This is a genomic window from Bacillus sp. MM2020_4 (genome assembly GCF_011250555.1).
Taxonomy (GTDB): domain Bacteria; phylum Bacillota; class Bacilli; order Bacillales; family Cytobacillaceae; genus Neobacillus.
This window is the reverse complement of sequence record NZ_JAANMZ010000047.1, coordinates 1-24779: the sequence shown is the minus strand read 5'-3', so window position 1 is coordinate 24779 and position 24779 is coordinate 1. Positions and strand designations below refer to the sequence as shown.

Annotated in this window: 22 protein-coding genes; 13 read left to right on the top strand and 9 right to left on the bottom strand. The window is 39.2% G+C overall.

The window, feature by feature from the left end; genetic code table 11:
- Window positions 1–92: 92 nt before the first annotated feature.
- The 3 genes from G6554_RS21045 to G6554_RS21035 all read left to right on the top strand — a co-directional run bounded on the left by G6554_RS21045 (window position 93) and on the right by G6554_RS21035 (window position 3231).
- Window positions 93–1658, top strand: coding sequence for a sugar ABC transporter ATP-binding protein (locus G6554_RS21045; RefSeq protein WP_166245532.1), 1566 nt, complete (start codon window positions 93–95; stop codon window positions 1656–1658).
- Window positions 1655–2878 (top strand): multiple monosaccharide ABC transporter permease, encoded by a 1224-nt coding sequence (mmsB, locus tag G6554_RS21040; RefSeq protein ID WP_166245509.1) that lies wholly within the window; start codon window positions 1655–1657, stop codon window positions 2876–2878. Before G6554_RS21045 ends, mmsB begins: the two co-directional genes overlap by 4 nt.
- Before the next feature lie 98 nt (window positions 2879–2976).
- Window positions 2977–3231, top strand: a complete 255-nt coding sequence (locus G6554_RS21035) for a hypothetical protein (protein ID WP_166245507.1) — start codon at window positions 2977–2979, stop codon at window positions 3229–3231.
- A 114-nt stretch (window positions 3232–3345) separates the two neighbouring features.
- Here G6554_RS21035 and G6554_RS21030 read toward each other — a convergent pair whose 3' ends face one another.
- Window positions 3346–4437, bottom strand: a complete 1092-nt coding sequence (locus tag G6554_RS21030; protein ID WP_166245505.1) for a GntR family transcriptional regulator — start codon at window positions 4435–4437, stop codon at window positions 3346–3348.
- A gap of 286 nt (window positions 4438–4723) precedes the next feature.
- On the opposite strand from G6554_RS21030, the gene G6554_RS21025 reads away from it, so the two are divergent.
- The 3 genes from G6554_RS21025 to araA are packed head-to-tail and all read left to right on the top strand — an operon-like array spanning window position 4724 to window position 8512.
- Complete coding sequence (locus G6554_RS21025; protein ID WP_166245503.1) at window positions 4724–6334, top strand: FGGY-family carbohydrate kinase; 1611 nt, start codon at window positions 4724–4726, stop codon at window positions 6332–6334.
- A 22-nt stretch (window positions 6335–6356) separates the two neighbouring features.
- Window positions 6357–7052, top strand: coding sequence for an L-ribulose-5-phosphate 4-epimerase (locus G6554_RS21020; protein WP_166245501.1), 696 nt, complete (start codon window positions 6357–6359; stop codon window positions 7050–7052).
- A gap of 35 nt (window positions 7053–7087) precedes the next feature.
- Entirely contained in the window at window positions 7088–8512 is a 1425-nt protein-coding gene (araA, locus tag G6554_RS21015; protein WP_166245499.1) for an L-arabinose isomerase, read from the top strand.
- 231 nt (window positions 8513–8743) lie between these two features.
- On the opposite strand, the gene G6554_RS21010 is transcribed toward araA, so the two are convergent.
- The 4 genes from G6554_RS21010 to G6554_RS20990 form a co-directional block, all read right to left on the bottom strand.
- On the bottom strand, window positions 8744–9859 hold the full coding sequence (locus G6554_RS21010) for a GerAB/ArcD/ProY family transporter (protein ID WP_166245497.1): 1116 nt from the start codon (window positions 9857–9859) through the stop codon (window positions 8744–8746).
- A 110-nt stretch (window positions 9860–9969) separates the two neighbouring features.
- Entirely contained in the window at window positions 9970–11136 is a 1167-nt protein-coding gene (locus tag G6554_RS21005; protein ID WP_166245495.1) for a Ger(x)C family spore germination protein, read from the bottom strand.
- On the bottom strand, window positions 11129–12730 hold the full coding sequence (locus G6554_RS21000; RefSeq protein WP_166245493.1) for a spore germination protein: 1602 nt from the start codon (window positions 12728–12730) through the stop codon (window positions 11129–11131). Before G6554_RS21000 ends, G6554_RS21005 begins: the two co-directional genes overlap by 8 nt.
- 255 nt (window positions 12731–12985) lie before the next feature.
- Window positions 12986–13306 (bottom strand): thioredoxin family protein, encoded by a 321-nt coding sequence (locus G6554_RS20990; RefSeq protein WP_166245491.1) that lies wholly within the window; start codon window positions 13304–13306, stop codon window positions 12986–12988.
- Between the two features lie 122 nt (window positions 13307–13428).
- Here G6554_RS20990 and G6554_RS20985 point away from each other — a divergent pair, with 122 nt between their 5' ends.
- On the top strand, window positions 13429–14343 hold the full coding sequence (locus tag G6554_RS20985; protein WP_166245490.1) for a LysR family transcriptional regulator: 915 nt from the start codon (window positions 13429–13431) through the stop codon (window positions 14341–14343).
- 104 nt (window positions 14344–14447) lie between these two features.
- Here the strand turns inward: G6554_RS20985 and G6554_RS20980 are convergent, their stop codons facing one another.
- The gene (locus tag G6554_RS20980; RefSeq protein ID WP_166245488.1) at window positions 14448–15590 is read right to left on the bottom strand and encodes an ABC transporter permease; all 1143 of its coding nucleotides are present in this window, start codon (window positions 15588–15590) and stop codon (window positions 14448–14450) included.
- Window positions 15591–15717: 127 nt separating this feature from the next.
- Here G6554_RS20980 and G6554_RS20975 point away from each other — a divergent pair, with 127 nt between their 5' ends.
- The 4 genes from G6554_RS20975 to G6554_RS20960 all read left to right on the top strand — a co-directional run bounded on the left by G6554_RS20975 (window position 15718) and on the right by G6554_RS20960 (window position 20316).
- Window positions 15718–16308 (top strand): TetR/AcrR family transcriptional regulator, encoded by a 591-nt coding sequence (locus G6554_RS20975; protein ID WP_166245486.1) that lies wholly within the window; start codon window positions 15718–15720, stop codon window positions 16306–16308.
- Between the two features lie 212 nt (window positions 16309–16520).
- Window positions 16521–18041: a spore germination protein gene (locus G6554_RS20970; protein ID WP_166245484.1), complete on the top strand. Its 1521-nt coding sequence runs from the start codon at window positions 16521–16523 to the stop codon at window positions 18039–18041.
- Window positions 18042–18065: 24 nt separating this feature from the next.
- Window positions 18066–19166, top strand: a complete 1101-nt coding sequence (locus G6554_RS20965; protein WP_166245482.1) for a Ger(x)C family spore germination protein — start codon at window positions 18066–18068, stop codon at window positions 19164–19166.
- 19 nt (window positions 19167–19185) lie between these two features.
- Entirely contained in the window at window positions 19186–20316 is a 1131-nt protein-coding gene (locus G6554_RS20960; protein WP_166245480.1) for a GerAB/ArcD/ProY family transporter, read from the top strand.
- 76 nt (window positions 20317–20392) lie between these two features.
- On the opposite strand, the gene G6554_RS20955 is transcribed toward G6554_RS20960, so the two are convergent.
- Window positions 20393–20887 carry a hypothetical protein gene (locus tag G6554_RS20955; protein ID WP_166245478.1) on the bottom strand — a complete coding sequence of 165 codons (495 nt, stop codon included), beginning with the start codon at window positions 20885–20887 and terminating at the stop codon, window positions 20393–20395.
- A 742-nt stretch (window positions 20888–21629) separates the two neighbouring features.
- Between G6554_RS20955 and G6554_RS20950 the strand changes: the two genes are divergently transcribed.
- A complete protein-coding gene (locus G6554_RS20950) occupies window positions 21630–22106 on the top strand; it encodes a DUF1259 domain-containing protein (protein ID WP_242637699.1) in 477 nt (158 codons plus the stop codon).
- 28 nt (window positions 22107–22134) lie between these two features.
- The gene (locus G6554_RS26240; RefSeq protein WP_347564334.1) at window positions 22135–22746 is read left to right on the top strand and encodes a DUF1259 domain-containing protein; all 612 of its coding nucleotides are present in this window, start codon (window positions 22135–22137) and stop codon (window positions 22744–22746) included.
- 49 nt (window positions 22747–22795) lie between these two features.
- Here G6554_RS26240 and G6554_RS20940 read toward each other — a convergent pair whose 3' ends face one another.
- Window positions 22796–23860, bottom strand: coding sequence for a hypothetical protein (locus G6554_RS20940; protein ID WP_166245476.1), 1065 nt, complete (start codon window positions 23858–23860; stop codon window positions 22796–22798).
- Complete coding sequence (locus G6554_RS20935) at window positions 23857–24738, bottom strand: ABC transporter permease subunit (protein WP_166245474.1); 882 nt, start codon at window positions 24736–24738, stop codon at window positions 23857–23859. Before G6554_RS20935 ends, G6554_RS20940 begins: the two co-directional genes overlap by 4 nt.
- Window positions 24739–24779 lie beyond the last annotated feature (41 nt).

Below are 24779 nucleotides of genomic sequence, written 5' to 3'. Positions count from 1 at the left end.
AGTAGCAAGGTCGCTATAAAATTACTAGTAGATGTTTGTTTAAATCTTGAGATATTCTCAGGCGAGGAGCTAACGCAAACGAGGTGTGTAATATGTCAAATTCCCAAATGATATTACAGATGCAAAACATCACTAAAACTTTCGGTCCAGTTAAGGCCCTTACAAATGTGAATTTGGAGATTGCTCGTGGTGAAATCCATGCAATTTGTGGTGAGAACGGTGCTGGAAAGTCGACATTGATGAATGTACTCTCAGGAGTATATCCGAGTGGTACTTACTCGGGCACTATTTTTTATGATGGTAAAGAATGCAACTTTAAAAAAATCAAGGATTCTGAAGAACTAGGTATTGTAGTGATTCAGCAGGAGTTGGCATTGAGCCCATTCCTTTCAATCGCTGAAAATATATATCTCGGTAATGAGCGTCAGAAGTATGGCGTGATTGATTGGGAAGCAACCCGCGCCGATGCCATTAAGGTGATGAAGCAAGTTGGTCTTCAAGAAAATCCTGACACTAAGATTATGGATATTGGTGTGGGTAAGCAGCAGCTCGTGGAAATTGCGAAAGCTTTATCGAAGGAAGTTAAACTTCTGTTACTAGATGAGCCCACGGCAGCATTGAATGATGAAGATTCGGCTCATTTACTGCAAATTATTCGTGATTTGCGTGATAACCAAGGCGTTACATCGGTTATCATTTCTCACAAGCTGAATGAAATTGCAGCCATTGCCAACAATGTGACGGTTATTCGCGATGGTTCCACGGTTGGTTGGTTGCCGAATTCAAAAGAGGATCCACTTGATCAGGATGAACTTATTCATAAAATGGTCGGTCGCGAACTTACCAATCTTTACCCCGACCATGTTTCACATATTGGGGACGAGATCTTTCGTGTGGAGAATTGGACAGTCCATCATCCACTTGATCAGCAGCGTGTGATTGTCGATCATGCAAATATTTATGCGCGTGCAGGTGAGATTGTTGGACTTGCAGGACTCATGGGAGCAGGTCGCACAGAGATGGCGATGAGCATCTTTGGTCATACGTATGGTTCAGGTGTGTCTGGAAAAGTCTATGTGCATGGCAAAGAGACTGATACATCGACAGTCCAGAAGGCAATTGAAGCTGGCATTGCATACGCAACTGAAGATCGCAAGGGGTATGGTCTCAATCTCTTGCAGAATATTCGCGAAAATGCCGTATTGGCGGCGCTTACCAAGCACTCAAAGCATGGTGTCATTGATGATGGCGTTGAACGTATTGCTGCTGAAAAGTATCGCAAGGACTTCCATATCAAAACACCGAGCATTGAAGAACAGGTATCTAATCTATCAGGCGGAAACCAACAGAAAGTGGTATTAGCAAAATGGGTTATTTCTAATCCAGATATTTTGATCCTTGATGAGCCAACACGTGGTATCGATGTTGGTGCTAAATACGAAATTTACGAAATCATTGATCAACTTGCTGATGAAGGCAAGGCGGTCATTGTTATTTCATCTGAACTTCCTGAGCTTATTGGTATTTGTGATCGTATTTATACAGTCAGTCAGGGTATCATCACGGACGACGTCCCGAAGGCAGGGTTTACTCAGGAGTACCTTATGAAGGGTATGACTCAAGAAAAGACTCAGTTAAAGAAGGTAGGAGAAAAATGAGTTCAGAATCTTTAACACCTCAGAATAAAGAAAATATAAAAAAAGGGGCAGTGTTAGCATCTTTTGCATCAAATGCTCGCCAATACGGAATTGTTGGTGCACTCGCCGTCATCATTATCGTATTTGAAATTTTGACTGGAGGACTTTTACTCCAGCCAAATTCAATTGTTCAATTAATTCAGCAGAATGCTTACGTCATCATTCTGGCAGTTGGTATGGTTATGGTAATCATTGCAACCCATATTGATTTGTCAGTTGGTTCCTTAGTAGGTTTTATCGGTGGTTGCGTTGCTTTGCTTATGCAGAATGCACACCTTAATTGGTTCTTAGCAATTATTGCAGGTTTGCTTATTGGCCTTCTCGTGGGTGTATGGCAAGGGTTCTGGGTTGCTTTTGCTGGAATTCCAGGTTTTATTACCACTTTAGCGGGCATGCTTATCTTCCGAGGTCTTGCAACCACGATGATTAATGCATCTATCCCAGTCAACAATACATCATTTAATGCCATAGCTTCAAACTATCTCCCAAATATTCTTGGGTGGTGGGGACCATTTGATGGATTGAGTATTGTTGTTGGAATCCTTGCTATTGTTGCTTTTGCGTGGACTCAACTTCATAAGCGTACCAAAGTCTCTAAGGTGGGACTGGTTCCAGAGCCTATCACCGCAACCTACATCAAGATTTCTATTGCAACAGTAGTAATCGGTGCTCTTACATTTGAATTTGCATCTTCAGGGAATGCCACTCAAGGCGGTATCCCCATTATGTTGGTAATCGTTGGCGTTCTTGTTATTACGTATAACTATATTTTGACTCGTACGGTTTTTGGCCGCCGCGTCTATGCAGTTGGTGGTAATCGTCGAGCAGCGCTTCTTTCGGGTATTAACACTCGGCGTGTCGATTTTTCACTCTTCGTTCACATGGGACTTCTTTCAGCTATTGCAGCTATTGCGATGCTCTCCCGTTTGAGTTCCGCATCAGCTGCAACTGGTAATTCCTTCGAACTCGATGCTATTGCGGCTTGCTTTGTTGGTGGCACTGCTGTTACAGGTGGTATTGGGACTGTACCAGGTGTTGTTATTGGTGCAGTTGTAATGGGAGTTATTAACCAGGGACTGTCGATTATGGGGGTAGACTCCGCATTAATTCAAACCATTAAAGGTCTTGTACTACTTCTAGCCGTCGCGGTAGACATTTTGTCCAAGCGAAAGAAACGCTAATATAGTAGCGAACGGGGCTGATTTCCTTGACTATCAATCAGACTCAATAGTTTACCGAAAGAGTGGGAGCATTCCTGTAATGAAGAGAGGGAGAAAAAATGAACGATAAGTCAAAATCGCGCTTATATGCCTTGACCTCTATTACATGTTTCGCATGGCTAGTTCAAGCAATGCTTCAAGATAGACAAAAAGGTCAAATGTGGTCGATGTTAAATCTCATTTTTTACGGGTCCATTATTCTTGTCATTCTGTACACCGCATACTCTGCAGTGCAAATGTGGAAGATGAAAGAGAAATCTATAAAAAACGACGATAGAATGAATCAGGAACAGGTGAAAATAGAAACTGAGTGATTCTCTATGTCTATTTTTTTCACAAAAACAAGCACAGCACATCTCATGAATATGAATGAGATGTGCTGTGCTTTTTCTGTGCAAAGGCATTTTGGTCAATCGTGCGTTTGAAGATTATTCTACGTCTAATTCTTTCACCGTTTCCCCTTCTATCAACTCTGGCTGATAATAGGTTTCGTTTGGCAGGTCCTTTTTTCCCTGCAATTTTTTAATAACCCAATCAGCTGCATCACGTCCCATTTGTTCCTGCGGGTGTGTCAATGTGGTTAACTTGATATTTGCATTTTTAGCAATATAGGAATTGTCCTGGCCAATAATGGATAGTTTTTCCGGTACAGGAAGATCAATTTGTCTGCATACATTTGCCACTTCCAACCCTACCTCGTCGTTATAGCAAACAATGGCTGTTAGCATGTCTCTATTTTCGATCAGGAACTTCTTCAAGTTTCGGGACAGATCCGGCTTTGTCTCTGTCGTGAACGACAGCACTTGTTCCGGTTGAAAGCGCAATTTGGCTTCACCAAGCGCTTTGATATACCCCTTCATTCGATACTTACCTTGCAAGTCGTCTATTTTTGCAATAAGTCCAATTTGCATGTGGCCTTTTGAAATCAATTCCTTTGTTGCGAGATAGCTGGACTGCGTGTCATCGAGGCAAAGGAAGGGCAGATCCAATTCTTCATAAAACGCATTGATCATAATCAATGGAACATCATGTTCCTTGAACGATAGGTAGTAAGCAATATTGGGATTGTATTGATTGCTTTTCGTAGGTTCAATGATCAAACCATCGACACCATATGCCAGCATCATTTCCAAAGCCCTTTTTTCTTGTTCTACATCGTTATTGGTACTGGCTAGCAGCAACGAATAATTATCCTCTTTCAATCTGGTTTCAATTCCGCGAATAATAGATGGGAAAATGTAATCAGAAATGTAAGTCGTCATAACCCCGATGGTTTTATTCGTGGAACCTCTAGTGGATTTTGATTGATATTTGTTGCTGACATATGTGCCAGAGCCTTTTTCACTTCTTAGGAATCCCTCATTCGCCAGATCTAGAATGGCCTTTCGAACCGTGTGTCTGCTGACATTGTACTTTTCCTGCAGGACGGATTCTGTGGGGATTTGTTCGCCGATAATGTAATCCCCAGAAAGAATTTTACTTTTTATATCATCAATGATGACCTGATACTTTGTCTTCATTTCACTCACATCTTTCATAGTTGTTCATGTGCATGTAACTTGGAATATTTGTATGGACATATTTTATCATAGTTTTATGAAAACGAAAACATAATCCTAATTTTTGAAAAAAATTTGATGAAATATCAGTTAATTTAAGGATAACAGGGCGTTTTTTTATTTGTAAGTACATGTGATACTTTCAGTTGACAAATGTACGCACAAAAAATATACTAGGTTTGTAAAAGGAAAGCTCCTTCGTAGTTTACAGATGATATTGAAACCGCTATCGGAGAGGGGATTAACGGTGAAGACGAATCGAACAAACATTAAACAAGCGATTACCACAGGAGAGACTTCTCTTGGAATCGAATTTGGATCCACACGTATTAAAGCGGTGTTGATTGATAAAGATTTTGAAACCATCGCATCTGGAAGTTATGAGTGGGAAAATCGCTTAGAAGATGGATTTTGGACTTACAACTTAGTTGATATTATTACAGGTTTGCAAACAGCTTATAGTGAAATGAAGCAAGAAGTTGAACGAAATTATGGTGTTACCATTCGAACCATTGGTTCTATTGGAATTTCTGCCATGATGCATGGTTATATGGCTTTTGATTACGCTGGGGAGCTGCTTGTTCCGTTTCGGACCTGGCGTAATGCAACAACCGGTGCCGCAGCAAAAGAATTAACCAATCTATTCCAATTTAATATCCCTGAACGGTGGAGTATTGCCCATCTTTATCAAGCCATTTTAAACGACGAAAAACATTTGCCTCGCGTTGATTTTATTACCACTTTAGCTGGATACATTCACTGGCTGCTAACCGGTAAAAAGGCGATTGGCATTGGGGATGCTTCAGGCATGTTCCTGATTGATGAATCAACGCTGGATTACAATGAATCAATGGTCAAACAGTTTAATGAACATATTGCATCAAAGGGGTATCAATGGGAGTTGAGAGATATTCTTCCTCAAGTCTACATTTCTGGAGAACAAGCAGGTTCATTAACGGAAGTTGGGGCGAAGATTCTGGATCGTTCACAAAATTTACAATCGGGCATTCCATTTTGTCCGCCGGAAGGTGATGCCGGAACCGGGATGGTTGCAACGAACAGTGTGAGGAAACGGACCGGGAATGTTTCGGTCGGAACTTCTGTTTTTGCGATGATTGTATTAGAAAAGGAACTTTCAAAGGTATATCCAGAAATTGATTTGGTCACGACACCAAGCGGTAGCCCGGTGGCAATGGTACATGCTAATAACTGTTCAAGTGATCTTAATGCCTGGATGGGATTGTTCCGTGAGTTTTATGAGGCAATGGGACAAACGGTTGACACCAATAAGCTATTCGCGGTAATGCTGAATAAAGCACTCGAAGCTGACTCAGATGGCGGAGGCTTACTAAGCTACGGATATCTCTCGGGTGAAAATATTACTGGGTTGGAGCAAGGACGGCCGCTATTTGTCCGGACACCTGAGAGCCGCTTCAATTTAGCGAACTTCATGCGGACCCATCTTTATACTGCCTTTGGTGCTTTGAAAATCGGCATGGATATTTTAACAAAGAATGAAAGAGTGGAGATTGATAGTATTTTAGCTCATGGTGGTTTATTTAAAACCCCTGTTGTCGGCCAGAAAATGATCGCCGCTGCCATGAATACTCCCGTCACCGTTATGGAAACAGCTGGAGAAGGCGGGGCGTGGGGAATGGCCATTCTTGCCTCATACATGATGACCAAAGAGCAAAATGAAAGTTTAGATGACTTCCTCGACAAAAAGGTTTTTGAAGAGGTTGATAGGCTGGAAATTTTTCCTGATGGATTTGATGTTAAAGGGTTTGAAGTATTCATTGATCGTTACAAAAAAGGCTTAGTGATTGAACAGGCTGCCGTTGAAAAATTGACGGTATGAGTGGGAAACGGAGGGGATCTGCATGTTAGATAGACTGAAAGAAGAAGTATTTCATGCTAATTTAGAATTACCAAAGCAAGGACTGGTCAAATACACTTGGGGCAATGCAAGTGGGATTGATCGTGATAGCGGATTGTTCGTCATCAAACCAAGCGGTGTTGATTATAAAAAATTGAAACCGAGTGACATGGTTGTTGTTGATTTAGATGGAAATGTTGTGGAAGGTGAGATGAACCCTTCATCAGATACAGCCACTCATGCCGTGCTGTATAGACATTATCCGGAAATCGGCGGCATCGTGCACACTCATTCAACCTGGGCGACTGTTTGGGCTCAAGCCGGTCTGGATGTTCCAGCAATGGGTACGACTCATGCAGACACATTCTATGGCTCCATTCCATGTGCCCGCTTTTTGACACAAGAGGAGATTGACCGCGGTTATGAAGTGGAAACCGGTAAAGTCATCATCGAAACCTTTGAAGAGCGCGGGCTGGATATTTTAGCAGTTCCCGGTGTCCTACTGCATGGTCATGCGCCGTTTACATGGGGCAAAGATGTAAAAACAGCGGTAATGAATAGTGTAGTGCTAGAGGAAGTTTCGAAAATGAATTTATTTACCCGACAATTAAACAGTTTTGCTGAATTATTACCGCAAAGTATTTTAGATAAGCACTATCTGAGGAAACATGGGAAGCATGCCTATTACGGGCAAAAATAACAAAAACCTATTAATCTACGAAAAGAGGATCCATTATGACATCAACAGGTAAAAAAGAATTTTGGTTTGTTGTAGGTTCACAGCATCTTTATGGGGAAGAAGCGTTAGCAGAGGTCAAAGCTCATGCACAAACGATGACCGACGCCTTAAATGAAAGCGGTACCCTACCATATCTGATTGTATTGCAGGATTTAGCTGTCAGTGCAGATAAAATCACCAGTATTATGAAAGAAGTCAACTATCGTGACGAGGTTGCCGGTGTGATCACATGGATGCATACTTTCTCACCTGCAAAAATGTGGATTCGCGGTACAAAGTTATTACAGAAACCATTGCTCCACCTAGCAACACAATTTAATGAAAGCATTCCTTGGGCTACGATTGATATGGACTTTATGAACCTGAACCAATCTGCCCACGGCGACCGTGAGTATGGTTTCATCAATGCCCGTTTGAAAAAGCAAAATAAAGTAGTGGTCGGTTACTGGCAGCGCCCTGAAGTGCAAAAGCAAATTGCCGAATGGATGGACGTAGCGGTTGCTTATAACGAAAGTTTTAACATCAAAGTAGCTCGCTTTGGTGACAACATGCGTAACGTTGGTGTTACTGAAGGCGATAAAGTGGAGGCACAAATTCAATTTGGCTGGACAGTGGACTACTTTGGTATTGGAGATCTGGTTCAATACGTGAATGCTGTTACGGACGAAGAAATTGATGCATTATTTGCCGAATATGAAAACCTTTATGAATTTGATTATGGTACTTACAGCAGGGAAGCTTGGGAAGCAAGCGTAAGAGTTCAAGCGAGCTATGAAATCGCGATTAAACGCTTCCTTGATGACGGCGGTTACAATGCCTTTACTACTAACTTTGAAGATTTGTATGGTATGAAACAGCTTCCTGGTCTTGCAGTTCAGCGTTTGATGGCGCAAGGATACGGCTTTGCCGGTGAAGGAGATTGGAAAACGGCTGCACTCGATCGTCTACTTAAAGTTATGAGCCGTAACCAATCAACCGGCTTCATGGAAGATTACACCTATGAATTAGCTTTGGGTCAAGAATCTGCTCTTCAATCCCATATGCTTGAAGTCGACCCATCTTTAGCAAGCAATAAACCAAAAATTATCGTTTCTCCATTAGGAATTGGCAATCGTGAAGATCCGGCACGGTTAGTGTTTGACGGTAAAGCAGGTGAAGGTGTTGTTGTTTCAATGGCTGACTTCGGCACCCATTATAAACTTTTGATTAACGAAGTTTCGGCATTCGAGCCAACTGTGCCAGCTCCAAACCTTCCAGTTGCCCGCGTACTTTGGAATATTAAGCCGAACTTCCAGGATGGAGTAAAGGCTTGGATTGAAAATGGCGGCGGACACCATACGGTTGTTTCATTAAATTTAACAACAGACCAAATTGTTAGTTACGCAAAATTAGTTGATTTGGAGTATGTAGTGATTAAGTAATGCCTTATATGATTCCTTTTTTTTAAAAGGGCGATCTCTCATGGGTCGCCTTTTTTTAGTAAGAGTAGAGTGTAATTTCCCAAATTTACTTATTTAAAGGCTTATTTAGCTTTTTATACATCAATAATTTAGAAAAGTAAATTTACAGAATGGTAGAGGATTTGGTTGCTAGTGTAGCAAATTGGGAACGTTCCGTCTCCCTTAGATTTTCAGTTATCGCATTTATATTCTTCATCCTGTACGGGTAGTTAGAGTTTTGGTCTTAAAAAGTTTTTGTCGAATCCATGTCACGATGAGTAGGATGGTAGGTAAAATTAAAAACAATGGTACCCATACATAAGGGACTAATACTTTTATGTGGTGATAATAGACGTGTTCCGAGATGTTTTTTGACATGGTCATTCCCAAGAACAGAGCGATCATACTTGCTGGAATGATCAAAACACGAAAATCCTTCATCCTTAAGCATTGTTGAAACCCTTTTAACGCTCCGAACATATTCATGAGTCCTTTTAAAAATGCTGTCAAAATAAAGAATAAAATGCCGACAATTTGTAGGTTTTCAATAAAATTCCCAATGCTAATGGTACCCATTAAGGTGTAGAGTGGATAGAGAAAGTGTGAAAACATCGTTCCAAATACGGCAATGGCAAGTATGTCCCAGCATGTGATGATCACTCCAGAAAATAGGGTAGCGAGAATAGCCGTTTTCATGATCTTCTCGGGATTTTTAGTATCTGTCCAGAACATAGAAAGGACGATGGTTTCTCCAAAAGGCTGAGTGATGCCTCCAGGATAGATGACCTCCCAAATAGGCGTCCATCCATTTTCCAAGATAGGTAGTAAATTATGTGGGTGCATCACACCAGAAGTAAAGAGAAATAGAACCTGGATGAAAAACAGTAAGATAGCTAAAGGAAAAAACATTTCTCCCAACCGACCAATGATCTCAACTCCACCGTATATGCAGTAGGCAATAACGATAATAAATATTCCTTCAATTATGATCAACGGAGTGTTGAATAAAATCGTTGTCGAAATCATATCTCTAATATCCGCAAGACTTCTACCCACATGATAGAGAAATAAGACAGGATACAAAAATGAAAGGGGTATCCCGATCCAGCGTCCAAATTGCGCGGGAAACCACTCAACAAGCGTTAATCCTGGGTTCATCCGCATTAAGGTGGTATATATGAGAACAACGAGTATGCCAAGACACAATGATCCAAGTTGGCCAATCCATGCATCACGTTCGGCTGAACCTCCAAAGCCGAATATAACAGTTGTTCCTAATTGAAAAATAAAGGTAATAGTAAAAAGTTGGTAGATAGAAATCTTATTCATAATTTTCCTCCTTGGATTTGAGGGAATTCAGGAAAAAGTGGAATCCTTTTAAGTAAACGGAAGTAGGTCTTGTTCCAAGTAGCGATGAAGTCTCATAGCGTTTTTCATGCTCATTTAATTAATGATTTCCCTGTTACTCCAATCTTTCGAACAGTTAAGTTTGCTTTTACAGTTACCTCAGCTTCAGAGAATTCTTTGTCCCAGTTTTTCTTTAAAGACTTCCAACGACGTAAATTTTTTCGTTTAATGACATCACTAAACCCGAAGATATCCGTACCATACTCTTTTTGCACCTTAGTAATGGTGTTTCGAACATTTTCTTCAGCTTGTTTCTCTAATGCCTTTTTAACAATGGCGACATTTTTAACCTGGGTGAGGTCTAAACTTGTGTTGTTTTCCCGAATAGCGCCTTGCCCTGTTAGGGTGACAAGAAATCGAATACGGTTCCTTTTTATGATGGGCTTAATCTTACTACCCACTTTGTTAAGATCTATACTAACATGTCCTTTTTTATTGGGTACACGTGATGTGATCGTCAGAAAATCTAGGTTTCCAGTTGCCCAGCGCAGTGATTTTCCTTCTAATACATTTAGGTAGCCTTTTAATTTCAAGTCTTTATTAAATATTCCCGTCCCTGCAATTCGAAAGCCATTTGCTTTCTGTCCGAGTGAAGAAGAGTTAGATGATGCAATCGCGGCCATAGTTGGACAGCTTTTCTCACTAGATGCAAAAAGCAAAAAGTTTAGAAATCCTACCTCTTTTAAAGACCCTATCTGGTAATATTCTTTTAAAGCCCCTACGGCAGGTATAACCTCTAAGGGATGCGAGGTTTGAAGAAAATCCTTGGCAGTCCCACCTTTGATAACAAAGATATCTGTCAGTAAATTGATGCTTGGATCCCGAGTATAGGTATCTAACATATCTTTGATTCCATTTCTGGCCAGTTCTTCTCCAACGACGATAACCCGTCGTTGACCGCGAAATATTTGTCGAGACAGCTTTGTCTGCATTTGTTGAACGGCATCGAGTGTATCCTTCCCATTACCTGTTTCGACATAATAGGCTTTGCCTTGGCTTCCACCACTGCCGCTATCTCCTCCCCTTATTTTGGAAGGAATGATAACCTGTGTACTAATCTGAATCCCTTTGTTCTCTGCTTGATCAATCCCCCATGCGAGTTCAATAGCCCGTTCGTTCAACTCCATACTATCCCAACAACCAGAGAGGATGAAGATGGGGTGTACAATAATGAAAAAGAGGAGTAATTTCTTATTCATCCGTCTGATCCCCCGTATTTGGATTTTGTTGTTGCCCTTCAAAAGTACGTTTTTTATTTGCTGTTGAGCTGAATGATGGGCGGTTAATCATGCCCCATCTAGGTACCCGAATAAATACATCCTTTAAATCTTTAAGGATAAGTGGTGATACTGGACTCAAATAGGGAACTCCGAACGAACGAAGTTTAAGTAGATGGATAAGGATACAAAAAACGCCCATTACAATTCCGTATAATCCGAGTGTTCCTGCCAATACCAACATCGGAAAGCGGAGAAACCGGTAGGAAGTCCCTAGGTTGTATCGCGGGATGGCAAACGATGCAATACCAGTTGTAGAGACAACAATTACTACAGGAGCAGATACGATACCTGCCTGTACAGCGGCCTGGCCAATGACAAGAGCTCCCACAATACTAACAGCAGAGCCAACGGGCTTTGGTAACCGTATTCCCGCTTCACGAAGACCTTCAAACATAAATTCCATCAACAAGGTCTCAATGACAGTAGGGAATGGTACTCCTTCCCTTGCGCCAGCGATACTAATTAATAAGGTGGTAGGGATTAGTTGTGGATGATAGGTGATGGTGGCCACAAACAAGGATGGAAAAAGCAAGGCAATGTTAAATAAACAAAGGCGAATAATCCGAATGAAACTTGTATAGATAGACCGTTCGTAATAATCATCCGCGGCTTGTAAGCCACTCCAAAATGTCATGGGAACCACTAATACAAAGGGAGTATTGTCGACAAAAATGGCCACTTTCCCTTCTAATAAACTGGAACAGATCACGTCTGGCCGTTCGCTATTTTGAATCTGTGGGAATGGTGATCCAGTGAAATCCTCAATGAATTCCTCAATATAACTCGATTCCATGACCCCATCGATTTGGATTCCGCGAATTCTTTTTTGGACTTCCTCCAGGATAGAAATGGGGACAATTCCAGCAATATAGGCGATGACAATATCCGTCTGAGATAATTGACCAATCGTATAGGATTCCATTTTGAGCTTTACACTGCGGATCCGCCTGCGAACAAGGCTTGTATTAATTCGCAAGGTCTCAGTAAACCCGTCCCTAGGTCCACGGATAGTGGATTCAGCAGAAGGTTCTTCAATATTTCGTTTTTCAAATTCTTTAAGATCCGTGACTAAGGCCGTATTTGCTCCATCCACTAAAAGGGCGACACTGCCCTTTAAAATTCCATTAACCACATCTGAAATTCCCGAAACCTTCTGGACCTGTGAAATAGCAATAAGTTGGTGTTCGATGATTTGTTCTACTCTATGAGTTTTATCAAATGAGTTAGGAAGTCCATTGTACATAATTGGTTGTAATACAACCTTCTCCAGGGTCTTTGTATCGCTTAACCCATCCATGTAAATGAAAAGTAATTTGCTGCCTCTGTTGATGTCAACTAAACGAAATATGACGTCCGAACAACCGTGAAAGGTATCTCTAAGAACTTTCTCGTTGATCATGAGTTCAGTGTTGATATTTTCATTTTGAACATTTGAAGGAATTGAATTTGTCCATTCAATATCCTTTAAGATCCTTTGATTAAACGAGTGCTTCTGAGCCTTTTTTTTAATCATACAGACCTTGGCCCCCTTGTTGTCTTTAATATATAAACTTTGCAAAATATACCAATAATATCCTACTATTCCCAATGGAACCGAAAACATCCATATCATTAAAGGGGAGGAAATTGGATTTGCAACGACAAAAGGAAATCCATTCGATGATTTAGAACAACTTTCGATTGAAGAAAGTTTATGGGCAATTTTCCCTAATAAAGGAACGTTTCTTGCTACCCTTCAAGAAACCACTGCGAAATTAGGGAGGCCCGTTTATACAATGATTCCTGAATTTTTAAGGGTTTTAACTAGTAGGTCCTTAGGTTGAAAACCAGTGATCCTTTTTACCAAATGACCATCTTGAAAAAGTAATAATGTTGGTAAACCCATTACCTGAAACTCACTGATAAACTCTAGACTTTCATCCGCATTTACCTTTACAATTTTTACATCAAATTCTAAATCAATTTCCTCCAAAACGGCTCCAATTAATCTGCAAGGCGGACACCATGGTGCCCAGCAATCGACCAGCACAGACCGACTTGTTTGAATTTCCTTATAAATTTGCTGTCCCTCTGCTTGTAATAAACTCATGATTTTCTTCCCCTTTCCCATTGTCTTTTGTATGTAGTATATGATGGGTTATACTATTAGTAAAATTAATACTTTGAATGATATAAATAAGTTATTACTAATGCATAAAGCTGAGGTGCTCTATGACTCTATTTCAATTAGAGGTTTTCGTAAAGGTAGTGGAAACAAAAAGTTTTACCAAGGCTGGTGAACAAATTGGACTCTCCCAATCCGCCGTCAGTCAGGCCGTAGCTGCATTGGAATCAGCATTAAATGTAAAATTATTGAACCGAAGCAGAAACGGGATTACCCTAACTAAAATCGGCGAACGCATCACGGGTTTGATTCTCGAGTTAATCGCAATTAAAACCAAGATTATCAATGAAGCAACCGGAATTACCGAACTTGAATCAGGAACAATCAGAATCGGAAGTATTTCAGGTATATCGTCGAAGCTATTACCGGGATTGATTAGTTCTTTTAAGAAACGATTTCCGGGGGTAGAAGTGGTTCTCTATGAAGGGAGTGTGGAAGAAGTAAAAAATTGGCTTAAATTATCCGTAGTGGATGTTGTGGTGGTGACGGAGGAAAAGCGGGAATTTGAATTTATCCCCTTACTCCAGGATAAAATGGTCGTTTTTGTCCCGGAAGACCATCCTATGAGCCATCAATCATTAATTCAGGTAAAGGATATTGCCAGTGAACCCTTCATCATGCCAAAGGAATGCAATCATGTTATTCGATCCATTTTTAAGGAACAAGGATTCTCTCCGAATGTTCAATTTGAAGTCAGTGATATTGCCACTATTATTGCCATGGTTCAGGAAGGGGTAGGAAATTCGATTCTCCCGGAGCTTTCCATCCCTTCAGCCTTATCCAGAGTTACGGCCTCTTATTTAAGCCCACAGGTATACCAGAATTTAGGCCTGGAGGTTCGATCGACCGAATTCACGAATCCCGCTCTACATGCATTCATTCACGAGGCGCAGGAATTCACAAAGAATTTTTCAATCAAATTATTTAATAGCTATCAATCTATTATTGTGAGAAAAGGATAGGGGGCTTTCATATACCGTTTCCTATCAATAAGTAGATCGTGTTCTTTATCTACCAAAAAAGTTACTTTGCATCTAATGCAAAATAACTTTTTTGGTTTTTCAATTTAGCTTTTTTGCCCACGTGCTGGTTTGAAAATAGATAGTAGGTAAATGACTAGGCCTCCAATACCCATTCCTAAAATCGTGTTGAATGAACCACCAGTGTAAAAGCTGCTACCGAAGTAGAAGATTTCCCTTAACCCTTCAGAAGCAAAGCGAAGAGGTACCCATGGACGAATAAAGTTTACGAAGAAGCTTGGAAGCATTTCTTGCGGTGTCATAAGAACACCCATACCTAATAGCATAACCACCATAAATAATGTAATGGCAGGTTTGCCAATCCATGCCGTAATAGCTGAGACTAATAAGTAGAAACAGAATGCGGCAAATGATACAAAGAATGCAACTAAGAAGTAGCTTGGCATGTTAATACCAGCGATCTTTGCAAGCGTTGCAACTGTAAAGCCCGAGAATAGCGCAATAATAACACCAAATAAGACTTGTCCGCCCATTAGGCGTACTGTTTGTTTACGTGTTAACAATTGTTTCTTAAAGATGTTTGATGTTGCTAAAAACACAATGAAACCACCGATTAGTGCACCAACCCAAGCGGGCACCGCCATTAATGTTGGCGCACTCCCATTTGCTGTAGAGGCAGTAATGGCATTGGATACTTTTTCTTCAGGTACAATCGGGTTCACAAGTACAGATGCTTGGTTCGCATCCAGTTGCTGCCCCTGCATTTGTGCGATAAAGTTCTTAGAATATTGGTTACTTAATTGCGTAATGAAACCGTTTAAAGCCGTCTTCGCATAGTTTGCACCAGTCATGTTAAAACCTTGGTTAATATATACCTTCAAAGTTGCAGCAGCGTTGTTATTTATGGCGTTTTGTAGTCTATCATTATAACCTTCAGGAATAACTAAAGCAGCATAGTACTTTTTATCATCAAATAAATCTTCAATATCTGCTTCTTTTTCATTTGTAAAAGCTAACATTGGTTCCTTGCCATCAATGCCTTTACGCATTTGTCCAATGGCTGATTTTACAGCGTCTACATGATCGCCCTCATCATTCACTATAAGTGCAACGGGAAGATTCTTCACTTGTGGATTTCCTTGCGCAAATAAGTTTAAAGAGAATAGTGCGATGATCAATATTACAGCAATGGGAGCTGCCCATGCTAACTTTTCTTTAAATAATATCACTTAATTTCACTCCCTCTGAATTTTCAACATGTTGTTTAGTAGTACATAAATATCTTATAATCAGGGAGTATCTAAAGCAATGAACAAACGGACAGAGGTTGTTGTATTTTGAGAAGAAGGTGATGTATTGAGTATTTATATAGAGAAGAATCGGAAAACGAAGGAGCTAATTCAAAGGTCATTTTTGCAAATATTAGAGCAAAAGCCGTTTGAATCGATTACGATAGGCGATATTACGAAGATAGCACAAATCAATCGCGGGACATTTTATTTACACTTTATTGATAAATTCGATTTACTTGACCAAATAGAGCAGCAGTTGTTTGCGGAAATAGGAAATCATATAGATGAATTACAATCTCGCTATTCCTCTACTCAAACACTTGAAAAAGAACAAGAGCATTTGGCCGCTACGTTATTCAGCGTGATTGAATTACATTCGCCAATATTGAGGATATTTTTAAGCAATCATGGCAGAGCAGGTTTTCACATTCGACTTAGAGATGCCTTTTCAGAAAAAGTGCGTGTTAATTTAGAGAAAAATAAAAGTATTAAAGCCCATTTAAACGTTCCACTGGAATATTTTTTATCCTTTATCACGTCTGCTTTTTTAGGATTAATTGAACAATGGGTTCAAAATGGTTTAGATAAAACCCCTCAAGAAATGACCAGCCTATATATTGATATTATTTCCTTTATTCAAAATCAAAAGAGATAAACGGTCAGATTCTAGGGAGAAAGTATCTAAAAGAAAGACAAGAGATACCTGGAGAAGTGGAGTAGCGGAAAGTCTTACATTAAAGTAAGGCTTTTTATTTTGAACAAAGGGATTTTGAGTGGAATTTCACTGTAAGAGAAACATAAATAATTGAGGTTGAAACATACTAAGATAGAAAAGTATTACACTTTTATTGGGGATATGGTGGATAGATGTTCAAAAAACGAATCCGACAAAGAAAACCAATTACATATGAAACAAAGGAGGAAACGATTGGTAAGGTTCTTGAGAAGGTAAAAAGGTCCAGTGACTTTTCTAGTTTTTATCCCGTAGAGTCCAATCACTGTGTACGAATTAGTTACTTTCAGACGTTAATTGATACGAATTTACTTCATCAATCAGTCCTCCCTAATTTAATAGAAAAAATAGATTCAATCAAAGACCTTCATGATATTAAGAAGCTGATTCCCATTGAAGGGATTAAGATTTCAAGTGATGCCACAGAAGTTGGCAACCGCCTCCATGAAGGATACGCCGTTATACAGTTACAGGACAATCTAGAAGATTGTGCCCTCCTTCGCCTCGGGAACAGCCGATTCGGGAACCGTGAAACCAATGAAACGGAAAATGAATTTAGTGTGATTGGCCCTAAAACGGGATTTATCGAGGATCTCAATACAAATCTTCATCTAATAAGGGGCGGGCTCGTAACAACCGATCTCATATTTGATGAGATGGAGGTGGGAACAAGATCGAAAACGAAGGTTGTAGTTGCCTATTTAGAGGGAGTTACAAATCCGGATTATGTTCAGACAGCTAGACAACGGATATCAGATCTTGATATTGATTTATTATACGATAACACCCGATTGGAACAATTAATCTCGGACCACGTCAACACCCCATTTCCGTTATATATCACAACCGAAAGGGTAGACAGAGCCATTTTCGCTTTAGTACAGGGGGAAGTGGCTATCATTAGCGATAAATCGTGCTATGTTGTGACGGGGCCAGCAAACCTTATGGACTTTTTTTCATCTCCCGAAGATTTTTATCTCCCTTGGATTGTTGGTACATTTTTCAAACTCATTCGGATCATTGGTATGCTGTTTTCGGTTTTTTCGACTCCATTTTATGTAGCCATTCTAACTTTCCACTTTGAGGTGGTACCGAAGGATTTATTGGGTCCAATTGTTTATTCAAGGGCAAATGTTCCTTTTCCGCCAGTAGTAGAAGTTCTGTTTTTAGAATTAACTATTGAATTTTTAAGAGAAGCGGGTGCAAGGCTGCCAACGAAAATTGGGCAGACACTTGGGATTGTCGGGGGAATTGTCATTGGTCAGGCAACCGTTGAAGCGGCCTTAACCAGTAATATCTTATTAATTATTGTCGCTTTATCAGCCCTGTCGTCCTTTACGACCCCCATTTATAAAATGTCAAATGCAATAAGAATTCTGCGATATCCTTTTATTGTACTCGCTGCCCTGTATGGAGGATTTGGTATATATCTTGGTGTCATTCTTTTAATTGGGCATTTGATGCGTCTTAAATCATTTGGCAGTCCTTATATGATTCCATTATTCCCCTACAGAAAGGGAGGTTTTAGTCAATCATTTACGAGGCTGCCGTTTCCCTATATTCATAAGCGTACTTCGTTTCTAAGACCCTTAACCCGGAAAATGTATGATCCAAAGACTAAGCAGGACCCCGAGGAAGGCCTGAATACTGAATAACCTTTAGGAAAGTTGAGATAAAAGATGACGAAACGGCAAAGTTGGCTGATCCTATTTCTGATATCCCTATGTATAGGCAGTCTTTGTGGTTGCACGAGAATGAGGACAATCGATAAATTAGGCATGGTTCATGTATTCGGATTCGATTTGGGTGAAGATAAGCAATTGATTGGAACAGCGCTCTATCCCAATTATAAAATAGGTAAGGATTCTGACAATATTGAACTTTTAACGGAAAAGGCGATTGCCCACAATTTATTGTATCAACAACTTAATAAACATTCCGACATGCCTATTATGTTAGCGAAACTCAGAGTTATTGTATTAGGAAAGGAGTATGCGGAGTCTGGAATCACTGATATGGTAGAACGATTGCTTGTCACCCCAGAGATTGGAACTAGAACTCAACTGGCCATTTCTGAACAATCAGCTGCTTATACCCTGAAGGAATTTAGTAAGGGGGGGACACTGAACTTACTAGATATCATTCAACATAATATGACAAGGCAATATTTACCGGAAATGAATCTTCACTTTTTTCTCAATCATTTCTATGGTCAAGGAATGGATGCCTTTGTACCGATGATTTCACTTGATGACCGAAAGAAGATGGTGGTTAAAGGCATTGGGGTATTTAAGGGTGACAGGTTAAAACTTCGTTTAAATGAAGAACAAACGCTCATTTTTTCTGCAATAAAGGATACCCGGACGGAAGGTACTCTAAAAATGGATGTTGAACACATGGGTAGGAAGGGAATCATCATTGTACGCGGCTACAAGAATCATAATAACTGGGAATTGGAAAGTGACACCCGTAATCAACCTGCTTTAAATCTAACCCTGAAGCTTGATTGGACAGTGACACAGTATCCCTCTTGGATTAAGCTTTCGAATGAGAAAGATAAAGAACTTTTGAGAAAGCTGATCACTGCGGAGGTAAAAAAAGATGTGGAAGAGCTATTGATGACGCTAAAAGGAAATCACGTTGACCCAATAGGAATTGGTAATATTGTGAGGTCAAAAAGCCGGAAGTGGGATAAAAAGGAATTTTATGAGATGTATCCTAATTTGCCCATAAACGTAGATGTTCATTTAGAGATGATCAATGCTGGTCTTAATGTTTAATAAATAAGGATGGTCATGGATGCAATTGAAGATGAAGGAAAGTGCAATGGTTTCACCTTATTTCCTGTTTTTCCTCATTCATTCGTCACAAACAGGGATTGGCGTATTAAAGTATCAATCCGCTATTATTAAAGGAGCAGGACAAGATGCCTGGGTTTCCGTTTTGGCTGTGGGGCTCAGTTTGCATATTATTTTCCTTATGATCGTACATATCATAAGAAACTCCAGCCAAGGAGACCTCATTTCATTTCAAACCGATGTATTTGGTAAAGTTATAGGTGGTTTTCTGAATATCATAGTGGCTATCTATTTTTTTCTAGTTGGGTTAGTTGCCGTTCAGGCATATATCGACATACTCCAAATATGGGTGTTTGATGGGATTGGATCTTGGGAGCTTTCCCTCCTGCTCTGTGTTAGTATTTATTATATTGTATCTGGTGGGTTTCGACTTATTGCAGGCATTGCATTCTGGGGAGTAGTCATTCCTAGTATGATGCTGACAACGATTGTCTACTTATTTCAATTTACTGATCATACGTACATCATGCCGTTCTTTACTCACGGTTTCAAGGAATATTTAATCTCAGCAAAAGAAAGTGGATTCATGTATTTTGGATTTGAGACCATTCTTGTTTATTTTCCTTTTATTAAAAACGGAATGGCCTCTAAGAAGTGGGTTAATATTGGTTTGCTTTATACCACCCTATTATATTTGGTGATAACTATCCTAACCTTTATGTACTTCACACAAGGTAAACTCCAACATTTAGCATGGCCTACATTAACCATGATTAAAGTAATCCAACTGCCGTTTCTAGAACGGTTTGAGTTTCTATTTCTCTTTACATGGTTATTAGTTTTAATCCCAACTTTTTGTATTTATTTATGGTCTTCCGTCAGAATTGTAAAACGTACCTTTAGCAAGGTAACTCCAACGTTCATTCTTTTCCTTTTTATCGTCTGTTACTTTTTGTTCACTAGTAACGCAGAGGATATATTAATCAAGCAAGAGTTGGAAAAGGCTGTCGGTTATATAGGCATAGGTTTCATATTTGGCTATATTCCCTTTTTGTTTATTTTAAGTGTAATCAAGTCGATGATAGGTAAGCGACGAAGGACTGAAAATAAGGGGACTGAATCAGTTGTGTAGCAGAAAAAAGGACATTTCCTCATTTAAAAGATGGGAAATGTCCTTTAGTCTTTAGTTTGATTAAAATCAAAAAGGCTTACGTTGGTATGGGTTTATTTAATTGGGAAATGGTAAACTTATATATTTTAATTAAGAGTAGGGAAGATAGTGGATAAACGAAGAAAGAATAATGTACTTTCCAACCAGTGTAGGTAAAGGCCCCATTGATTAAATATAACCATTCAAAGAATGTAGAGAAAATATCCCAGGCAAGAATATACAGAATGAGCTTGATGCCGGAGATATTCAACCGATTATATAAAAGAAGAAAGATAAATGAAAATACTGGATAAAGAAAAAGGTGGATCGCGGCTGCCGAAGGTTCATATGTAACATTATCTCCACAATAATATACCCGAAAAGGGCTGGCTGCCAGAAAATAATCAGTAGATTCAACAAAAACAATTGAGTATATCCAAATAATGATAAAAACAATTTTATGGAAATACTTCCGCAGCATTAAAATGACGAAAAGGGCAATCAGGGAAGAACCAAACATAATCATTTCATTCCAGTCAAAATGCCAATTCAAGATTGTCCCACTTCCTTAACCAATGTCTTCCGGAAAATCCGCATAATAAGAATCAACAAAAGAATATAAATAGTCCAGACCCCAAGTGACCACCCTATCCTCCAATGAATGTGTTTAAAAATACCTACATAATCTGCCAACTTTTCTATTCCAGCTAGCAAAAGAATAAAAGCGAAAATAAAAACTGCTCGTTGATAAAAGGCTTTTATCACGATAAACCAATTTAAAAAGATGAGCGTCAGAACGGGTAGTAAAACGGTCCGATTCATGAAATGTGTCATTTCTAGACTGAGAACATTTGGTATGACAATAAATTTGAAATTCATGAAGAAGAGAGCTGAGTAATTTTGAAACAACATTGAACTTATTAGCCATAAAACCAATACCTCAAGTAAATGGAGATGCCTTTTTTGAAAATGAAGGAAAAAAACCAAAACAAAAAGGTTGAGAAAGAAGAATAAAATGAGAATCATTGCTTACCCCACTATTCACCAGGATATCCTTACTATTTACTTTGATAGATAATATTACTCTTGAAAATAAAATTATATTTTCCATATAACTGAAGGGCCGAAGATCATTAATTAAGTAGCAGAGAAACTCCCGCCATTTACGTTTTTTAGTGGTAGCTCAATTACTCCATGTTTTAAAAAAAAGATAGTTCTTTCCGGTCACTAGTCCATACTTGTCCGATATCACTGAATAAACTAGTAAGTAATATTGGACAAGGAGGTGATTAGTATTGGAAAGAAATGAAATGGGATCCATTCCAAAAGGGGTATGGCGTCCTGCAACTAGAAATAGTGACCGTAATTCCGTTGGAGGAATCAACACTTCAACATGCCAACAATTAGCAGATATTATCGGGGGAGTGGTTATAACCGCAACGCCAGCTTGTGTAGTACAGCGCCTTCGTAATATCGATGCCTCGATTTTAGACCGCAGCACCCAGTCCCCATTAGCCATTCCTTTTGCACTTTCATTTGAGAACAATGTAAATGGAAAAACCCTTAACCTTGGGGAAACTGTTCTGCTTCAAAGAGAAGCGAATGCATTGATGACGGCGCTACAAAGAAGAGGTCTTATCGTGACAGCTTTCCATAATCACTGGCTATTTGAAAAGCCAAGGTTAATGTATATGCATTGGGAAAACATTGGGGATCCTTTTGAGTTTGCTAGAAATAGTTTTGAAGCTGCAAAAGAGGCAGGCTTTTTCTAAATTTATGACATTTTTGGGAGGTGATTTTATGGAAAGAATGGACAATTTCGATCATTGGGTCCGATTTTTAAATCGTGATGTCGATACAAGCTCTTTTGAAAGCAATCAGATGGACGAGAGAATGGAATCCAGTTCAAGAACAACTGACCATGTTTCAAACAGAACAGGTAGCAATCAGATGGATGCTGAATTAGAATCGAGTCCAAGGTTTACGGGGCATCAGACCGACAAGCGAAGGACAGGTACTGCTAGGAATGTAAATGAATCAACATGCGAACGACTGGCAAATATTATCGGCGGTGAAGTGATTTCAGCAGCGCCTGTTTGTGTTGTCATGCGCCTGCGAAATATTAACGCTACGATTTTAGGTCGCCGTACTCGTTCTCCGCTTGCACTTCCGTTTATGTTATCCTTTGAAAATAATGGTCTAAATCTTGGCGAATCGGTTGTTCGTCAAAGAGAACTTAATCCATTTATCGCATCATTACGGAAAAGAGGACTTATCGTAACAGCCTTTCATAACCATTGGCTGTTTGAAAATCCACGCTTAATGTATATTCATTGGGAGAATGTTGGCATGTCTGCAGAAGAGTTTGCTAGAAATAGTATTGCAGCGGCAAGAGAAGCAGGTCTTTTCTAAGTGTAAGCCATTTGTGGAATGGAAAAAATCACAAATGGCTTTTCTTGTTCTATTTTACTTGATTTTCCAAATCTGTTTTATTTAAAAAGGTAAAGTCCGGAGAAAGAGGTGGAACAGGATTGTTGCCTTGAGTTTTCTTTTTCTGGCCTTTCTTAGTCTGGCGGTTTTTGAATTTGCCCTCCATTACCGCTTCAAGTTCTTTTTTCATCATATTAATGATGAATATTAAAAAAAAGTAGGCAAATAGTGGGTCTAAGACAATCCATGGAATCCGATAGAATTCTCGGTAGTTTTGCCCGATTAACCCCGACCATTCCTTTGTAAGTGAACTAACCTGACCTGGAACGTTGTGAGCACCGATCCCCAGACTCCCTGTTTGATCTGTGCCAACAATTTCTTCAAGTGAAATACCACCCAAATAAATATTGAAGGTGCCAAGGAACATAATCAGCACCAACGTATTGAGTAATTGTTGAACAAATAGCAGCAAACCATAAGAATTCATAAAAGGCTTCAAGTGCCTTTTTATAATATGGAAATGACTTGCCCCCATTAAATATGAGCTTTGAATAAAAGACTTTCCTTTTAGTTCTTGGATGATATCTGTTGTACTAATTAGGACAGAAGGGACACCCACGATAACTAAAATGACCATCTGATAGGCAATGATGAACATGGTCCCATCTTTTACATAGGTAGTTGAAGTAGCAGTAATAAGTAGCAAGGTAATAATAATATGCGGAATAATCCGAAATACCACAAGCAAATCCTTTACAATTGGCAAAAGGAACTTTAGCCAAAATGAAAAGATAATCCCGAACAGACCGCCTATAAAAACTCTCAGTATGGTGATACCAAATGCAATAAGGATGGTATATTTCGCACCATAAATCATCATTAATAGGATATCTGCTCCATTTCGATCAGAACCAAGAAGGAAATGGGATGAAGGTGGGAATGGTGCGACTCCGGCCTTCATCCCATTTTCACCATAAAGAATTCGTATTTTGTTAAAATCTGCCGGACCATATAATGGATAAAGAATGCTTAGAATTAAGATAAGACTCAAGATCAACAGGCCAAAAATGGTCTTCCTGTAGTTTAATAATCTCATATACTGTTATGGTCCTTTCTATTCATTCTAATGGTTATGATCCAAGATAGTAAATTAGATAGAATAACAGGAACGGCAAAAAGGAGAAGACTGATTACATATGGAACAATCCGCTTTGCAAAGAAGGATTTTACAATTCCGATATACCCGTCAATGTTAAATAAGTATTCTACCACAATGATATTTGTCAGAATATACCATATGATTACTTTTAAATGAATGAGTAATAAAGGAATAATGTTACGTATGATATGTTTGAAATAGATAGTTCTGCGTGACAGGCCTTTTGCTCTAGCAAATACGACATAATCCTTTCCCTCTTCATTCGAAAATTCTCTTAATAAAAACTGGATTAAGAAAAGGGCCGGAAGAAAGGAAGATACGAAGGCCGGTAAAAAATAAGGCTGTGTACTCAATCCACCATATAACTGAAACAGTTTAATATCGTATGTTCTATATAGATAGATGACCAGATATTGTAACAAGAAGATGATTAATAGTTCAGGTGCACTCGTCGTGAAATCAATAAAACCTTTTAATCTCTTTCGGGCGGAAATGGGCAGCATCATGATTGTGATGGAAACAATAAGCCCCGCAATTATTACAAAGAGGAGAGCAAGTAGTAAGATGCTCATGGTATAAATATATTTATCAATGGTTGAGGCGTTTAAATATTCAAATATAAATGGAAATTCGTCTTTGATATGAAGAAACCAGCCTAAGTTACTTTTGGAATACTTCCAATATAAGCTAATATCCATATCTATACTTTTTTCCTTAGCATTAAATTGGAAAAATATAGGGATATTCATCAGAAAAACAAAACCAGCCAAAATGGCTGTTACTTGTATGGGGAGATACAATATTTTCCTTATCAAATTTATCCATCCCTACCAATAATATATAATAATGTAATAAT

Coding starts and splice junctions, on each gene's coding strand:
- G6554_RS21045 (WP_166245532.1), top strand. CDS start 93: ATGTCAAATTCCCAAATGATATTACAGATGCAAAACATCACTAAAACT.
- mmsB (WP_166245509.1), top strand. CDS start 1,655: ATGAGTTCAGAATCTTTAACACCTCAGAATAAAGAAAATATAAAAAAA.
- G6554_RS21035 (WP_166245507.1), top strand. CDS start 2,977: ATGAACGATAAGTCAAAATCGCGCTTATATGCCTTGACCTCTATTACA.
- G6554_RS21030 (WP_166245505.1), bottom strand. CDS start 4,437: ATGAAGACAAAGTATCAGGTCATCATTGATGATATAAAAAGTAAAATT.
- G6554_RS21020 (WP_166245501.1), top strand. CDS start 6,357: ATGTTAGATAGACTGAAAGAAGAAGTATTTCATGCTAATTTAGAATTA.
- araA (WP_166245499.1), top strand. CDS start 7,088: ATGACATCAACAGGTAAAAAAGAATTTTGGTTTGTTGTAGGTTCACAG.
- G6554_RS21010 (WP_166245497.1), bottom strand. CDS start 9,859: ATGAATAAGATTTCTATCTACCAACTTTTTACTATTACCTTTATTTTT.
- G6554_RS21005 (WP_166245495.1), bottom strand. CDS start 11,136: ATGAATAAGAAATTACTCCTCTTTTTCATTATTGTACACCCCATCTTC.
- G6554_RS21000 (WP_166245493.1), bottom strand. CDS start 12,730: ATGATTAAAAAAAAGGCTCAGAAGCACTCGTTTAATCAAAGGATCTTA.
- G6554_RS20990 (WP_166245491.1), bottom strand. CDS start 13,306: ATGAGTTTATTACAAGCAGAGGGACAGCAAATTTATAAGGAAATTCAA.
- G6554_RS20985 (WP_166245490.1), top strand. CDS start 13,429: ATGACTCTATTTCAATTAGAGGTTTTCGTAAAGGTAGTGGAAACAAAA.
- G6554_RS20970 (WP_166245484.1), top strand. CDS start 16,521: ATGTTCAAAAAACGAATCCGACAAAGAAAACCAATTACATATGAAACA.
- G6554_RS20965 (WP_166245482.1), top strand. CDS start 18,066: ATGACGAAACGGCAAAGTTGGCTGATCCTATTTCTGATATCCCTATGT.
- G6554_RS20960 (WP_166245480.1), top strand. CDS start 19,186: ATGCAATTGAAGATGAAGGAAAGTGCAATGGTTTCACCTTATTTCCTG.
- G6554_RS26240 (WP_347564334.1), top strand. CDS start 22,135: ATGGAAAGAATGGACAATTTCGATCATTGGGTCCGATTTTTAAATCGT.
- G6554_RS20940 (WP_166245476.1), bottom strand. CDS start 23,860: ATGAGATTATTAAACTACAGGAAGACCATTTTTGGCCTGTTGATCTTG.